The sequence below is a fragment of the Mesobacillus subterraneus genome (genome assembly GCF_003937825.1).
GTDB classification, from domain to species: domain Bacteria; phylum Bacillota; class Bacilli; order Bacillales; family Cytobacillaceae; genus Mesobacillus; species Mesobacillus subterraneus.
This window is the reverse complement of sequence record NZ_RSFW01000034.1, coordinates 19,969-32,902: the sequence shown is the minus strand read 5'-3', so window position 1 is coordinate 32,902 and position 12,934 is coordinate 19,969. Positions and strand designations below refer to the sequence as shown.

Annotated in this window: 22 protein-coding genes; all 22 read left to right on the top strand. The window is 43.1% G+C overall.

The genetic code is table 11. The features are described from left to right. Positions 1-30 precede the first annotated feature (30 nt). The 22 genes from fusA to rpmD all read left to right on the top strand — a co-directional run bounded on the left by fusA (position 31) and on the right by rpmD (position 12,920). The gene (gene fusA / locus EJA10_RS21800; RefSeq protein ID WP_125482141.1) at positions 31-2,109 is read left to right on the top strand and encodes an elongation factor G; all 2,079 of its coding nucleotides are present in this window, start codon (positions 31-33) and stop codon (positions 2,107-2,109) included. A 124-nt stretch (positions 2,110-2,233) separates the two neighbouring features. After that, entirely contained in the window at positions 2,234-3,421 is a 1,188-nt protein-coding gene (tuf, locus tag EJA10_RS21795; protein WP_125482140.1) for an elongation factor Tu, read from the top strand. An 822-nt stretch (positions 3,422-4,243) separates the two neighbouring features. Next, a complete protein-coding gene (rpsJ, locus tag EJA10_RS21790; protein ID WP_003348621.1) occupies positions 4,244-4,552 on the top strand; it encodes a 30S ribosomal protein S10 in 309 nt (102 codons plus the stop codon). Between the two features lie 37 nt (positions 4,553-4,589). Beyond that, on the top strand, positions 4,590-5,219 hold the full coding sequence (gene rplC / locus EJA10_RS21785) for a 50S ribosomal protein L3 (protein ID WP_125482139.1): 630 nt from the start codon (positions 4,590-4,592) through the stop codon (positions 5,217-5,219). Between the two features lie 26 nt (positions 5,220-5,245). Next, complete coding sequence (rplD, locus tag EJA10_RS21780) at positions 5,246-5,869, top strand: 50S ribosomal protein L4 (protein ID WP_125482138.1); 624 nt, start codon at positions 5,246-5,248, stop codon at positions 5,867-5,869. Beyond that, entirely contained in the window at positions 5,869-6,153 is a 285-nt protein-coding gene (gene rplW / locus EJA10_RS21775) for a 50S ribosomal protein L23 (protein ID WP_125482137.1), read from the top strand. The genes rplD and rplW overlap by 1 nt, the downstream gene beginning before the upstream one ends. Positions 6,154-6,182: 29 nt before the next feature. Beyond that, positions 6,183-7,013 (top strand): 50S ribosomal protein L2, encoded by an 831-nt coding sequence (gene rplB / locus EJA10_RS21770; protein WP_125482136.1) that lies wholly within the window; start codon positions 6,183-6,185, stop codon positions 7,011-7,013. A 57-nt stretch (positions 7,014-7,070) separates the two neighbouring features. Further along, on the top strand, positions 7,071-7,349 hold the full coding sequence (gene rpsS, locus EJA10_RS21765) for a 30S ribosomal protein S19 (RefSeq protein ID WP_023626426.1): 279 nt from the start codon (positions 7,071-7,073) through the stop codon (positions 7,347-7,349). 19 nt (positions 7,350-7,368) lie between these two features. Continuing rightward, complete coding sequence (gene rplV / locus EJA10_RS21760; protein WP_079504264.1) at positions 7,369-7,710, top strand: 50S ribosomal protein L22; 342 nt, start codon at positions 7,369-7,371, stop codon at positions 7,708-7,710. Positions 7,711-7,713: 3 nt separating this feature from the next. Beyond that, positions 7,714-8,370: a 30S ribosomal protein S3 gene (gene rpsC / locus EJA10_RS21755; protein WP_125482135.1), complete on the top strand. Its 657-nt coding sequence runs from the start codon at positions 7,714-7,716 to the stop codon at positions 8,368-8,370. Position 8,371: 1 nt separating this feature from the next. After that, positions 8,372-8,806 carry a 50S ribosomal protein L16 gene (rplP, locus tag EJA10_RS21750; RefSeq protein WP_102264859.1) on the top strand — a complete coding sequence of 145 codons (435 nt, stop codon included), beginning with the start codon at positions 8,372-8,374 and terminating at the stop codon, positions 8,804-8,806. Then, positions 8,796-8,996, top strand: a complete 201-nt coding sequence (gene rpmC, locus EJA10_RS21745; protein ID WP_079504261.1) for a 50S ribosomal protein L29 — start codon at positions 8,796-8,798, stop codon at positions 8,994-8,996. The genes rplP and rpmC overlap by 11 nt, the downstream gene beginning before the upstream one ends. A 19-nt stretch (positions 8,997-9,015) precedes the next feature. Then, positions 9,016-9,279: a 30S ribosomal protein S17 gene (gene rpsQ / locus EJA10_RS21740; protein ID WP_125482134.1), complete on the top strand. Its 264-nt coding sequence runs from the start codon at positions 9,016-9,018 to the stop codon at positions 9,277-9,279. Positions 9,280-9,319: 40 nt separating this feature from the next. Continuing rightward, positions 9,320-9,688, top strand: coding sequence for a 50S ribosomal protein L14 (gene rplN, locus EJA10_RS21735; RefSeq protein ID WP_125482133.1), 369 nt, complete (start codon positions 9,320-9,322; stop codon positions 9,686-9,688). A 33-nt stretch (positions 9,689-9,721) separates the two neighbouring features. Next, positions 9,722-10,033, top strand: a complete 312-nt coding sequence (gene rplX, locus EJA10_RS21730; RefSeq protein ID WP_125482132.1) for a 50S ribosomal protein L24 — start codon at positions 9,722-9,724, stop codon at positions 10,031-10,033. Positions 10,034-10,059: 26 nt separating this feature from the next. Beyond that, positions 10,060-10,599 (top strand): 50S ribosomal protein L5, encoded by a 540-nt coding sequence (rplE, locus tag EJA10_RS21725; RefSeq protein WP_041966519.1) that lies wholly within the window; start codon positions 10,060-10,062, stop codon positions 10,597-10,599. A 25-nt stretch (positions 10,600-10,624) separates the two neighbouring features. Further along, the gene (rpsN, locus tag EJA10_RS21720) at positions 10,625-10,810 is read left to right on the top strand and encodes a 30S ribosomal protein S14 (protein ID WP_001085700.1); all 186 of its coding nucleotides are present in this window, start codon (positions 10,625-10,627) and stop codon (positions 10,808-10,810) included. Positions 10,811-10,840: 30 nt separating this feature from the next. Next, complete coding sequence (gene rpsH, locus EJA10_RS21715) at positions 10,841-11,239, top strand: 30S ribosomal protein S8 (RefSeq protein WP_125482131.1); 399 nt, start codon at positions 10,841-10,843, stop codon at positions 11,237-11,239. Between the two features lie 31 nt (positions 11,240-11,270). Next, positions 11,271-11,807 carry a 50S ribosomal protein L6 gene (gene rplF, locus EJA10_RS21710; RefSeq protein WP_125482130.1) on the top strand — a complete coding sequence of 179 codons (537 nt, stop codon included), beginning with the start codon at positions 11,271-11,273 and terminating at the stop codon, positions 11,805-11,807. A 32-nt stretch (positions 11,808-11,839) separates the two neighbouring features. Then, the gene (rplR, locus tag EJA10_RS21705; protein ID WP_125482129.1) at positions 11,840-12,199 is read left to right on the top strand and encodes a 50S ribosomal protein L18; all 360 of its coding nucleotides are present in this window, start codon (positions 11,840-11,842) and stop codon (positions 12,197-12,199) included. Positions 12,200-12,223: 24 nt separating this feature from the next. Continuing rightward, on the top strand, positions 12,224-12,724 hold the full coding sequence (gene rpsE, locus EJA10_RS21700; protein WP_125482128.1) for a 30S ribosomal protein S5: 501 nt from the start codon (positions 12,224-12,226) through the stop codon (positions 12,722-12,724). Between the two features lie 13 nt (positions 12,725-12,737). Beyond that, on the top strand, positions 12,738-12,920 hold the full coding sequence (gene rpmD / locus EJA10_RS21695) for a 50S ribosomal protein L30 (RefSeq protein ID WP_125482127.1): 183 nt from the start codon (positions 12,738-12,740) through the stop codon (positions 12,918-12,920). Positions 12,921-12,934: the final 14 nt, after the last annotated feature.

The window sequence follows — 12,934 nt, the reverse complement described above, 5'->3', positions numbered from 1 at the left end:
AACACTCATACTAGGAAGGAGAAAGACCAAATGGCAAGAGAGTTCTCCTTAGAAAAAACTCGTAATATTGGAATCATGGCTCACATTGATGCTGGTAAAACAACAACAACTGAGCGTGTTCTATATTATACAGGCCGTATTCACAAAATCGGTGAAACTCACGAAGGTGCTTCTCAAATGGACTGGATGGAGCAGGAACAAGAGCGTGGAATCACAATCACTTCTGCTGCAACAACAGCTTCTTGGAAAAACCACCGTGTAAACATCATCGACACACCTGGACACGTAGACTTCACAGTTGAAGTTGAACGTTCACTTCGTGTACTTGATGGTGCGGTAGCAGTACTTGACGCTCAGTCAGGTGTTGAGCCTCAAACTGAAACAGTTTGGCGCCAGGCTACAACTTATGGAGTTCCACGTGTAGTATTCGTTAACAAAATGGATAAGCTAGGTGCGGACTTCCTTTACTCTGTTTCAACTCTTCATGATCGTCTTCAAGCGAACGCTCACCCGATCCAACTTCCGATCGGTGCTGAGGACCAGTTCGAAGCGATTATCGACCTAGTTGAAATGAAAGCTATCTTCTACGGTAATGACCTTGGTACAGAAATTACTGAAGGTGAAATTCCAGAAGAATACAAAGCACAAGCTGAAGAATACCGTGAAAAGCTAATCGAAGCGGTAGCTGAGCTTGACGAAGAACTAATGGAAAAATACCTTGGTGGAGAAGAGCTTACAATCGAAGAGATCAAAGCTGCAATCCGTAAAGGTACTACAAATGTTGAATTCTACCCAGTTATCTGTGGTTCAGCGTTCAAAAACAAAGGTGTTCAGCTAATGCTTGACGCTGTTATCGACTACCTTCCATCTCCACTGGATGTACCTGCGATCAAAGGTACTCTTCCTGATTCAGATGAAGAAGTTGAGCGTCATTCAAGCGACGAAGAGCCATTCTCAGCTCTTGCGTTCAAAGTTATGACTGACCCTTATGTTGGTAAGTTAACATTCTTCCGCGTTTACTCTGGTACTCTTGAGTCTGGTTCATATGTCCAGAACTCAACTAAAGGTAAGCGTGAGCGTATCGGACGTATCCTTCAGATGCACGCGAACAGCCGTCAGGAAATCTCTAAGGTTTTCGCTGGTGACATCGCTGCAGCTGTAGGTTTGAAAGATACAACTACAGGAGACACTCTATGTGATGAAAAGAGCCTTGTTATCTTGGAATCCATGCAGTTCCCTGAGCCGGTAATCCAGCTGTCAGTTGAGCCTAAGTCAAAAGCTGACCAGGACAAAATGACAACTGCATTGCAAAAACTTCAAGAAGAAGATCCTACATTCCGTGCACATACTGACCAGGAAACTGGACAGGTTATCATCGCTGGAATGGGTGAACTTCACCTTGACATCATCGTTGACCGTATGCGTCGTGAATTTAAAGTGGAAGCAAACGTTGGTGCACCTCAGGTTGCATACCGTGAAACTTTCCGCGAATCAGCATCTGTTGAAGGTAAATTCGCACGTCAGTCTGGTGGACGCGGACAATTCGGACACGTTTGGATCGAATTCTCTCCAAACGAAGAAGGAAAAGGGTTCGAATTCGAGAACGGTATCGTTGGTGGGGTAGTTCCTCGTGAATACATCCCTGCTGTACAGGCTGGTCTTGAAGACGCTCTTGACCGTGGTGTTCTTGCTGGATACCCACTAGTTGACATCAAAGCAAGACTGTTTGACGGTTCTTACCATGATGTTGACTCCTCTGAAATGGCGTTTAAAATCGCTGCTTCAATGGCACTTAAGAACGCAGCTTCTAAATGTAAGCCTGTAATTCTTGAGCCTGTCATGAGGGTTGAAGTTGTTATTCCTGAAGAATACCTTGGAGATATCATGGGTATGATCACTGCTCGTCGCGGACGCGTCGAAGGTATGGATGCTCGTGGTAACGCACAGGTAGTTCGTGCGATGGTTCCACTTTCAGAAATGTTCGGTTATGCAACTGCTCTTCGTTCAAGCACACAAGGACGTGGTGTATTCTCAATGCACTTCGACCACTACGAAGAAGTTCCAAAATCTGTTTCTGAAGAAATCATCAAAAAAAATAAAGGTGAATAATTGATTTTCACCTTTTAATCAAGTATAACTACTAATGTAAGCATACCGCTGTGGAATGGGGGAACCTGTTTCACAGCACATTATAATATACTTAACTTTCAACTATTAAAGGAGGATTTTTCTAATGGGAAAAGCTAAATTCGATCGTTCCAAGCCACACGTTAACATTGGTACAATTGGTCACGTTGACCATGGTAAAACAACTCTAACAGCTGCTATCACAACTGTTCTTTCTAAAGTCGGTGGCGGTGAAGCACGCGGATATGACCAAATCGACGCTGCTCCAGAAGAGCGCGAGCGCGGTATCACAATCTCAACTGCACACGTTGAGTACGAAACTGCTACTCGTCACTATGCACACGTTGACTGCCCAGGCCACGCTGACTATGTTAAGAACATGATCACTGGTGCTGCACAAATGGACGGCGGTATCCTAGTAGTATCTGCTGCTGACGGCCCAATGCCACAAACTCGTGAGCACATCCTTCTTTCTCGTCAGGTAGGCGTACCTTACCTTGTTGTATTCATGAACAAGTGTGATATGGTTGACGACGAAGAGCTTCTTGAACTAGTAGAAATGGAAGTACGTGACCTTCTTTCTGAATACGACTTCCCTGGCGATGACATCCCAGTAATCAAAGGTTCTGCTCTTAAAGCTCTAGAAGGCGATGCTGCATGGGAAGAAAAAATCCACGAATTGATGAATGCAGTTGACGAGTACATCCCAACTCCAACTCGTGACACTGACAAGCCATTCATGATGCCTGTTGAGGACGTTTTCTCAATCACTGGCCGTGGTACAGTTGCTACTGGACGTGTTGAGCGCGGACAAGTTAAAGTCGGTGACGTAATCGAAATCATCGGTCTTACTGAAGAACCAAAATCTACTACTGTAACTGGTGTAGAAATGTTCCGTAAGCTTCTTGACTATGCTGAAGCTGGAGACAACATCGGTGCTCTTCTTCGTGGTGTAGCTCGTGAAGACATCCAACGTGGTCAAGTACTTGCTAAGCCAGGTTCTGTTAAGCCACACACAAAGTTCACTGCTGAAGTATACGTTCTTTCAAAAGAAGAAGGTGGACGTCACACTCCATTCTTCACAAACTACCGTCCACAGTTCTACTTCCGTACAACTGATGTAACTGGTATTTGTAACCTTCCTGAAGGCGTAGAAATGGTTATGCCTGGCGACAACATCGAAATGACTGTTGAACTAATCGCTCCAATCGCAATCGAAGAAGGAACTAAGTTCTCTATTCGTGAAGGCGGCCGTACTGTAGGCGCTGGCGTTGTAGCAACTATTCAAGAGTAATTTTAATAAAGACATTAAAGCAGCTGGATGACGATCCAGCTGCTTTTTTATATCTTTCGTTTCATCTATGAAAATTTCGTAAAAAGAAAATTTAAGTTAATGGATATTCTTGTATTAGAGGACAAAAGAAGCCAGATTTTATTATCTTTAATAATGTGCGGATAAACAGATGGTCAAAGCAAGTATCGTCACATTAGGGCAGATAATGTGCGGATAATGAAGCAAGCAGAGCTATTGTCATCGCATTAAAACCCATAACTTGTGAATTAAAAGGAATTTAGAAGCATTATCTTCACATATCAAGCAATATTTAAAAGTTAAAAAGTAAACAAAATGGACTTATTGTCACACTTCTAATGGCGTCTTCATCAGAATTAAAACACCCATATTCCCAGACACCAATATGAGTAAATGAGCAAGCCTATCAACCCTGCTCGTCCCGCACAGAAAAAATCCTCTTCTAAATCCCAATCAGTTTCTTCTATATAATACTTACACTCCAAAATGCTGCATCTTCTTCTACAAAACTAACAGCGCCGGATACAGGAAGATTTTGCACTGCATCTAAATAGTTAGAAATCTTTATCACCACTTGTAAAATGCCCAAACGACCGCTATAATAGTAAAAGTGTGTTGAACATAATGAAATTGCGGAATATATGTTGCGCTGGCGTTATGTTTTATGTATAATAGACAATGTTGGTCTTTGACTGCGATGATGCGGAAGGTTGCTGACACACCCGGCCGCTTTGCCATGGCGAGTGTGTGGGAAATTTTCGCGGAGAATGTCTATTTTAAAATAGGCGAAAAGGAGGGAAAGTAATGGCAAAACAAAAAATTCGTATCCGTTTGAAAGCTTATGATCACAGAATCCTTGATCAATCTGCAGAAAAAATCGTTGAAACAGCTAAACGTTCTGGTGCGGCGGTGTCTGGTCCAATCCCACTACCTACAGAAAAGTCTGTTTACACAATTCTTCGTGCGGTGCATAAGTACAAAGATTCTCGTGAGCAGTTCGAAATGCGTACGCATAAGCGTCTGATTGACATCATCAATCCGACTCCACAAACGGTCGATTCACTAATGCGTTTAGACCTGCCATCAGGTGTAGATATCGAAATCAAACTTTAATCAATAAACATTACAATTCACAGGAGGTGTGACTGAAATGACCAAAGGAATCTTAGGAAGAAAGATCGGTATGACTCAAGTATTTGCTGAAAACGGCGACCTTATCCCGGTTACTGTTGTAGAAGCTGCTCCTAACGTAGTGCTTCAAGTTAAATCTGTTGAGACAGATGGTTACGAAGCGGTACAGCTTGGCTTTGAAGACAAGCGCGAAAAGCTTTCTAACAAACCAGAAAAAGGCCACGTTTCAAAAGCAAACACTGCTCCTAAGCGCTTCGTAAAAGAATTAAACGGAGTCGATGTAGCAGGATATGAAGTTGGTCAGGAAGTCAAAGTTGATATTTTCGCAGAAGGCGATATCGTAGATGTTACAGGAATCTCAAAGGGTAAAGGTTTCCAGGGTGTAATCAAGCGCCACGGACAATCTCGCGGACCAATGGCTCACGGTTCTCGTTACCACCGCCGCCCTGGTTCAATGGGTCCTGTTGCTCCAAACCGTGTATTCAAAGGTAAATTATTGCCTGGACGCATGGGTGGAGAGCAAATCACTGTTCAGAACCTTCAAATCGTTAAAGTTGACGCAGAACGTAACCTGCTTCTAATCAAAGGAAACGTTCCTGGTGCTAGAAAAGCCCTTCTAAAAATCAAAACAGCTGTAAAAGCTAAGTAATTTTTACAGGAAAGGAGGAAACAAGAATGCCTAAAGTAGCATTATTCAACCAAGCTGGTTCACAAGTTGGAGAAATCGAACTTAACGATTCAGTATTTGGTATTGAGCCTAACAACCACGTAATGTTCGAAGCAGTTGTCATGCAAAGAGCTTCATTACGTCAAGGTACTCATAAAACTAAAATTCGTTCTGAAGTAGCGGGCGGCGGACGCAAACCATGGCGTCAAAAAGGTACTGGCCGTGCACGTCAGGGATCGATCAGATCTCCACAATGGCGCGGAGGCGGTACTGTATTCGGACCAGTTCCACGCAGCTACAGCTATAAATTGCCTAAAAAGGTTCGTCGTTTAGCAATCAAATCTGCTCTATCATCAAAGGTACAAGCTGAAAACATCCTTGTTCTTGAAAGCCTTGCTTTCGAAGCTCCAAAGACAAAGGAATTCAAGAGTGTACTAAATGGTCTTTCTGTTAACACGAAAGCCTTGATCGTAACAGCAGGTCTTGAAGAAAACGTCGCACTATCTGCACGTAACATTCCTGGAGTAACTGTTGTTACTGCTGACGGAATCAACGTGATCGATGTTTTAAATCATGATAAGCTGATCATGACAAAAGCAGCTGTTGAAAAAGTAGAGGAGGTGCTTGCATAATGGATGCACGTGATATCATTAAGCGCCCCGTTATTACAGAACGTTCTTCAGATCTTATGACTGAGAAGAAGTACACTTTCGAAGTTGATACAAGAGCGAACAAAACTCAAGTTAAAGATGCGATCGAAACTATTTTCGGCGTTAAAGTTGAAAAAGTAAACATCATGAACTACAAAGGTAAGTTCAAGCGTATGGGCAAGTTCGGCGGTTACACAAACAAGCGTCGTAAAGCTATCGTTAAACTTACTCAAGACAGCAAAGAAATCGAATTCTTCGAAGTATAATAATTTAACCAGAAGAGGAGGGAAACGAAATGGCGATTAAAAAGTACAAACCTACCTCCAACGGTCGTCGTAATATGACAGCATCTGATTTTGCTGAAATTACAACTGACAAGCCGGAAAAATCCTTGCTTGCTCCGTTGCACAGAAAAGGCGGTCGTAACAACCAAGGTAAGTTAACTGTTCGTCATCAAGGTGGCGGCCACAAGCGTCAGTACAGAATCATCGACTTTAAGCGTAACAAAGATGGCATTCCTGGACGCGTTGCCACAATTGAGTATGATCCAAACCGTTCAGCAAACATTGCGTTAATTAATTATGTAGATGGTGAAAAGAGATACATCCTAGCTCCTAAAAACCTAGTAGTAGGTATGGAAGTTATGTCTGGCCCAACAGCTGACATTAAAGTAGGTAACGCTCTTCCACTAGTTAATATCCCAGTTGGTACAGTAGTACACAACATCGAATTGAAGCCTGGCAAAGGCGGACAATTGGTTCGTTCTGCTGGAACTTCAGCACAGGTTCTTGGTAAAGAAGGTAAATATGTATTGATTCGTTTGAACTCAGGCGAAGTACGTATGATCCTTGCTGAGTGCCGTGCAACTGTAGGTCAAGTCGGCAACGAACAGCACGAATTGATCAACATCGGTAAAGCAGGTCGTTCACGCTGGTTAGGCAAGCGCCCAACAGTTCGTGGATCTGTAATGAACCCTAACGATCACCCACACGGTGGTGGTGAAGGACGTTCACCAATCGGACGTAAGTCTCCAATGTCACCATGGGGCAAACCAACTCTTGGTGCTAAGACTCGTAAGAAGAAAAACAAATCCGACAAGTTTATTGTACGTCGTCGTAAAAAATAACGGGATTGATCTACGGTTCGCGGGAACCGTAGGGCAATCACGAAGGGAGGTTCAATCATGGGTCGCAGCTTAAAAAAAGGACCTTTTGTTGATGAGCACTTAATCACAAAGATCGAAAAGTTAAATGAAACTGAAGCGAAGAAAGTTGTTAAAACTTGGTCTCGCCGTTCAACGATCTTCCCACAATTCATCGGACACACGATTGCTGTCTACGATGGTCGCAAACATGTACCTGTTTATGTCACTGAAGACATGGTAGGCCACAAGCTTGGAGAATTCGCTCCAACTCGTACTTACAAAGGACATGGTAATGACGATAAGAAAACAAGACGTTAAATGAGAGGAGGGCATCCAAATGCAAGCTAAAGCTGTTGCAAGAACAGTTCGTATTGCTCCTCGTAAAGCTCGCTTAGTTCTAGATTTAATTCGAGGAAAGCAAGTTGGTGAAGCAGTTGCTATTTTGAACCTTACCCCAAAAGCAGCTTCTCCAATCGTAGAAAAAGTGTTGAAGTCTGCATTGGCGAACGCAGAGCACAACTATGAGATGGATGTTAATAACCTTGTTGTTTCCGAAGCGTATGCAAACGAAGGACCAACGTTGAAACGTTTCCGTCCACGTGCTATGGGCCGTGCAAGTGCAATTAACAAACGTACTAGCCACATTACAATCGTTTTATCAGAAAAGAAGGAGGGATAATCAGTGGGTCAAAAAGTAAATCCAGTCGGTTTGCGTGTCGGAATCATCCGTGATTGGGAATCAAAATGGTACGCAGGCAAAGACTACGCTGATCTTTTACACGAAGACCTTAAGGTTCGTGAGTACATCACTAAGCGTTTACGCGATGCTTCTCTTTCTAAAGTAGAGATCGAACGTGCTGCAAACCGCTTGAACGTAACTATCCATACTGCAAAGCCTGGAATGGTTATCGGTAAAGGCGGTACTGAAGTTGAAGCACTTCGTAAAGCGCTAAACGAACTTACTGGCAAACGTGTTCATATAAACATTCTTGAAATCAAAAAAGCTGATATCGATGCGAAATTGGTTGCTGAAAACATCGCGCGCCAATTGGAAAACCGTGTATCTTTCCGTCGTGCACAGAAGCAAGTTATCCAACGTGCTATGCGTGCTGGCGCTAAAGGAATCAAGACAATGGTTTCCGGCCGTCTTGGCGGTGCAGACATCGCTCGTTCAGAACAATACAGCGAAGGAACAGTTCCACTTCATACTCTTCGTGCCGATATCGATTATGCTACTGCTGAAGCAGATACAACTTACGGTAAGCTAGGCGTTAAAGTATGGATTTATCGTGGAGAGGTCCTTCCTACGAAGAAGAAAACTGAGGAAGGAGGCAAATAATATGTTATTGCCTAAACGCGTTAAATATCGCCGTCAACACCGTGGCAAAATGCGCGGTCAAGCAAAAGGCGGTACTGAAGTAAACTTCGGTGAATTCGGTTTGCAAGCTCTTGAAGCTTCTTGGATCACGAACCGTCAAATCGAATCTGCCCGTATTGCAATGACTCGTTACATGAAACGTGGCGGTAAAGTCTGGATCAAGATTTTCCCACACAAGCCATATACTGCAAAGCCTCTAGAAGTCCGAATGGGTTCTGGTAAAGGTGCTCCTGAAGGTTGGGTAGCAGTTGTTAAACCAGGCAAAGTAATGTTCGAAGTTGCTGGCGTTTCTGAAGAAATCGCACGCGAAGCATTACGCCTTGCATCACACAAGCTTCCTGTTAAGTGCAAGTTTGTGAAACGAGAAGAAATTGGTGGTGAATCTAATGAAAGCTAATGAAATTCGTGACCTTACCACTGCTGAAATTGAACAAAAAGTTAAATCTTTAAAAGAAGAGCTATTCAACCTGCGCTTTCAATTAGCGACTGGACAACTTGAAAACACAGCTCGCATTCGTGAAGTACGCAAAGCGATTGCTCGCATGAAAACTGTAATTCGTGAACGAGAGATCGGCGTTAACAGATAATTGAGAGGAGGTTCTCACAATGAGTGAACGCAACCAACGCAAAGTTTATACAGGACGCGTAGTATCTGACAAGATGGACAAAACTGTTACTGTTCTTGTTGAAACATACAAAAAGCATCCTTTATACGGCAAGCGTGTAAAATACTCTAAGAAATTCAAGGCTCATGATGAGCAAAACGAGGCAAAAATCGGCGACGTAGTTCGTATCATGGAAACTCGTCCGCTATCTGCCACAAAACGTTTCCGCCTTATCGAAGTGGTGGAAAAAGCTGTTATTATCTAATTGTTCGGATTAAGGTTTATTCCGAAGGGAGGTTACTCGCATGATCCAACAGGAAACACGTTTAAAAGTTGCTGACAATTCAGGTGCTCGTGAAGTTCTTACTATTAAGGTTCTTGGCGGTTCTGGCCGTAAGACTGCTAATATCGGAGACGTTATCGTTTGCACAGTGAAACAAGCAACACCAGGTGGCGTTGTTAAAAAAGGTGACGTTGTCAAAGCAGTTATCGTTCGTACAAAGACTGGTATGCGCCGTACTGACGGTTCTTACATCCGTTTTGACGAGAATGCTTGTGTAATCATCCGTGACGATAAGAGTCCTCGTGGTACTCGTATCTTCGGACCAGTTGCACGTGAGCTTCGTGACAACAACTTCATGAAGATCGTTTCATTAGCTCCAGAAGTACTATAATCATTTCAAATGCCTTTAAGGAGGTGCACACAGATGCATGTAAAAAAAGGTGACAAAGTAATGGTCATCTCTGGTAAGGACAAAGGCAAAACAGGGATCATCCTTGAAGCTTTTCCAAAGCAAAGCCGTGTTCTTGTTGAGGGAATCAACATCGTAAAAAAACACGCTAAGCCTTCTCAAGTAAATCCACAAGGTGGAATCTTGAACCAGGAAGCACCTATCCATGTATCAAACGTAATGCCTGTAGATCCGAAGTCTGGCAAGCCAACCCGAGTTGGTTACACTGTCGAGAACGGTAAAAAGGTACGCGTTGCTAAAAAATCCGGTGAAGTTCTAGATAAATAGTCTATTGAAGAAGGGAGGTACAATCGATGAACCGCCTAAAAGAAAAGTTCAACAACGAAATTACTCCTGCTCTTATGAGCAAGTTTAACTACAAGTCAATCATGGAAGTTCCTAAACTTGAAAAGATCGTAATCAACATGGGTGTAGGTGACGCTGTTGCCAACGCTAAAGCTCTTGATGTTGCAGTTGAAGAATTAGCTACAATCACAGGCCAAAAGCCAGTTGTGACTCGCGCTAAGAAATCAATCGCTGGTTTCCGTCTTCGTGAAGGTATGCCAATCGGTGCGAAAGTAACACTTCGCGGAGAGCGCATGTACGAATTCATCGACAAGTTAATTTCAGTATCTTTACCACGTGTACGTGACTTCCGCGGTATTTCCAAGAAGTCTTTCGATGGACGCGGAAACTACACACTTGGTGTTAAAGAACAATTGATCTTCCCTGAAATTGATTACGATAAAGTAAACAAAGTACGTGGCATGGACATTGTTATTGTAACGACTGCTAACACTGATGAAGAAGCTCGTGAACTATTAACACAATTCGGAATGCCATTTCAAAAGTAATCTCTAATAAGAGGGAGGCGAAAACGTGGCTAAGAAATCAATGATTGCGAAACAAAAACGCACGCCTAAATTCAAAGTACAAGAGTACACTCGCTGTGAGCGCTGCGGCCGTCCGCACTCTGTATACCGCAAATTTAAGCTTTGCCGTATTTGTTTCCGTGAATTAGCATACAAAGGACAAATTCCTGGTGTGAAAAAAGCTAGCTGGTAAAACTGAAAGCTCTGGAAGGAGGTAAATTAAATGGTCATGACAGATCCGATTGCAGATTTGCTTACTCGTATTCGTAATGCGAATATGGTACGTCACGAAAAATTAGAAGTACCTGCTTCTAACATGAAAAAAGAGATCGCTGAGATCCTTAAGCGTGAAGGTTTCATCCGTGACGTTGAATATATCGAAGACAACAAACAAGGTATCATCCGTATCTTCTTGAAGTACGGTGCAAACAATGAGCGTGTTATCACTGGTCTTAAGAGAATCAGCAAGCCAGGACTTCGCGTTTATGCTAAATCAACTGAAGTACCTAAGGTACTTAACGGATTAGGTATCGCACTAGTATCAACTTCAAACGGCGTTTTAACTGACAAAGAAGCTCGCGCGAAGCAAGTTGGCGGAGAAGTTTTAGCATACGTTTGGTAATAGATTTTCTGAATGAATGGAGGTGCAACAAATGTCACGCGTAGGTAAAAAACCAATTGAAATTCCAGCTGGTGTTACTGTTACTCTTGATAACAACCACGTAACAGTTAAAGGACCAAAAGGTGAATTGGCTCGTACTTTTCACTCTGATATCGAAATCAAGGTCGAAGACAACGTGATCAACGTTTCTCGTCCAACTGATAACAAAGAACATCGTGCATTGCACGGAACGACTCGTGCGGTTCTTGCGAACATGGTTGAAGGTGTATCTAAAGGATTCGAAAGAGGTCTTGAGTTAGTAGGTGTCGGTTACCGTGCTTCTAAGCAAGGTAGCAAGCTTGTACTTAACGTTGGATACTCTCATCCAGTTGAAATCGAGGCAGAAAAAGGCCTTGAAATCGAAGTTCCTTCAAACACAAAGATCGTTATTAAAGGAACTGACAAAGAGCGTGTTGGCGCATTGGCTGCTAACATCCGTGACGTACGTCCACCAGAGCCGTACAAAGGCAAAGGTATTCGTTATGAAGGCGAATATGTACGCCGTAAAGAAGGTAAAACAGGTAAGTAATGCCGCATAGGTTAACGAAAGGAGTGACGTAAATGATTACGAAGGCTGATAAAAACGCTACTCGCCGTAAAAGACATGCTCGTGTACGTGCGAAACTTAGCGGAACTGAAGCTCGTCCTCGTCTAAATGTGTTCCGTTCTAACAAGCACATTTACGCTCAACTAATCGACGATGTAAATGGAGTAACTCTAGCGAGTGCTTCTACTTTGGATAAAGAAGTTAATGTTGAAGGCAACAACCTGGAAGCAGCTAAGCAGATCGGTGAATTAATCGCTAAGCGCGCTGTTGAAAAAGGTTACAAATCAGTAGTATTTGACCGTGGCGGATACCTCTATCATGGCCGCATCCAAGCACTTGCTGATGCTGCCCGCGAAAACGGCTTAGAATTTTAATAGAAAAAGGAGGGACACAAAGACATGCGTCGTATTGATCCAAACAAACTTGAACTTGAAGAACGCGTAGTTACGGTTAACCGTGTTGCGAAAGTTGTTAAAGGTGGACGTCGTTTCCGTTTTACTGCTCTTGTAGTTGTAGGAGATAAAAACGGTTATGTCGGTTTCGGTACTGGTAAAGCACAAGAAGTACCTGAAGCGATTCGCAAAGCTATCGAAGATGCGAAGAAGAACCTAATCCAAGTACCTATGGTTGGTACTACAATTCCTCACCAGGTTATCGGACACTTTGGTGCTGGTGAAATCCTTCTGAAGCCTGCTTCTGAAGGTACAGGAGTTATTGCTGGTGGACCAGTTCGTGCGGTACTAGAGTTGGCTGGTGTTTCTGACATCCTGTCCAAGTCACTAGGAACGAACACTCCAATCAACATGGTTCGTGCAACGATCGACGGACTTACGCAACTTAAGCGTGCAGAAGACGTAGCGAAACTTCGCGGTAAATCTGTGGAAGAACTGTTAGGATAAGGAGGGAAATCACATGGCTAACAAATTGGAAATTACCCTCACTCGCAGCTTGATCGGCCGTCCGCAAGATCAGCGCGAAACAGTTAAAGCTTTGGGCTTACGTAAAGTTAACCAAACAGTTGAGAAGGTTGATAACGCAGCGATCCGCGGCATGATCAACAAAGTATCTCACCTTGTTACAGTTACTGAAAAATAAAATATCCTTTTTAA

Coding starts and splice junctions, on each gene's coding strand:
- fusA (WP_125482141.1), top strand. CDS start 31: ATGGCAAGAGAGTTCTCCTTAGAAAAAACTCGTAATATTGGAATCATG.
- tuf (WP_125482140.1), top strand. CDS start 2,234: ATGGGAAAAGCTAAATTCGATCGTTCCAAGCCACACGTTAACATTGGT.
- rpsJ (WP_003348621.1), top strand. CDS start 4,244: ATGGCAAAACAAAAAATTCGTATCCGTTTGAAAGCTTATGATCACAGA.
- rplC (WP_125482139.1), top strand. CDS start 4,590: ATGACCAAAGGAATCTTAGGAAGAAAGATCGGTATGACTCAAGTATTT.
- rplD (WP_125482138.1), top strand. CDS start 5,246: ATGCCTAAAGTAGCATTATTCAACCAAGCTGGTTCACAAGTTGGAGAA.
- rplW (WP_125482137.1), top strand. CDS start 5,869: ATGGATGCACGTGATATCATTAAGCGCCCCGTTATTACAGAACGTTCT.
- rplB (WP_125482136.1), top strand. CDS start 6,183: ATGGCGATTAAAAAGTACAAACCTACCTCCAACGGTCGTCGTAATATG.
- rpsS (WP_023626426.1), top strand. CDS start 7,071: ATGGGTCGCAGCTTAAAAAAAGGACCTTTTGTTGATGAGCACTTAATC.
- rplV (WP_079504264.1), top strand. CDS start 7,369: ATGCAAGCTAAAGCTGTTGCAAGAACAGTTCGTATTGCTCCTCGTAAA.
- rplP (WP_102264859.1), top strand. CDS start 8,372: ATGTTATTGCCTAAACGCGTTAAATATCGCCGTCAACACCGTGGCAAA.
- rpmC (WP_079504261.1), top strand. CDS start 8,796: ATGAAAGCTAATGAAATTCGTGACCTTACCACTGCTGAAATTGAACAA.
- rpsQ (WP_125482134.1), top strand. CDS start 9,016: ATGAGTGAACGCAACCAACGCAAAGTTTATACAGGACGCGTAGTATCT.
- rplN (WP_125482133.1), top strand. CDS start 9,320: ATGATCCAACAGGAAACACGTTTAAAAGTTGCTGACAATTCAGGTGCT.
- rplX (WP_125482132.1), top strand. CDS start 9,722: ATGCATGTAAAAAAAGGTGACAAAGTAATGGTCATCTCTGGTAAGGAC.
- rplE (WP_041966519.1), top strand. CDS start 10,060: ATGAACCGCCTAAAAGAAAAGTTCAACAACGAAATTACTCCTGCTCTT.
- rpsH (WP_125482131.1), top strand. CDS start 10,841: ATGGTCATGACAGATCCGATTGCAGATTTGCTTACTCGTATTCGTAAT.
- rplF (WP_125482130.1), top strand. CDS start 11,271: ATGTCACGCGTAGGTAAAAAACCAATTGAAATTCCAGCTGGTGTTACT.
- rplR (WP_125482129.1), top strand. CDS start 11,840: ATGATTACGAAGGCTGATAAAAACGCTACTCGCCGTAAAAGACATGCT.
- rpsE (WP_125482128.1), top strand. CDS start 12,224: ATGCGTCGTATTGATCCAAACAAACTTGAACTTGAAGAACGCGTAGTT.
- rpmD (WP_125482127.1), top strand. CDS start 12,738: ATGGCTAACAAATTGGAAATTACCCTCACTCGCAGCTTGATCGGCCGT.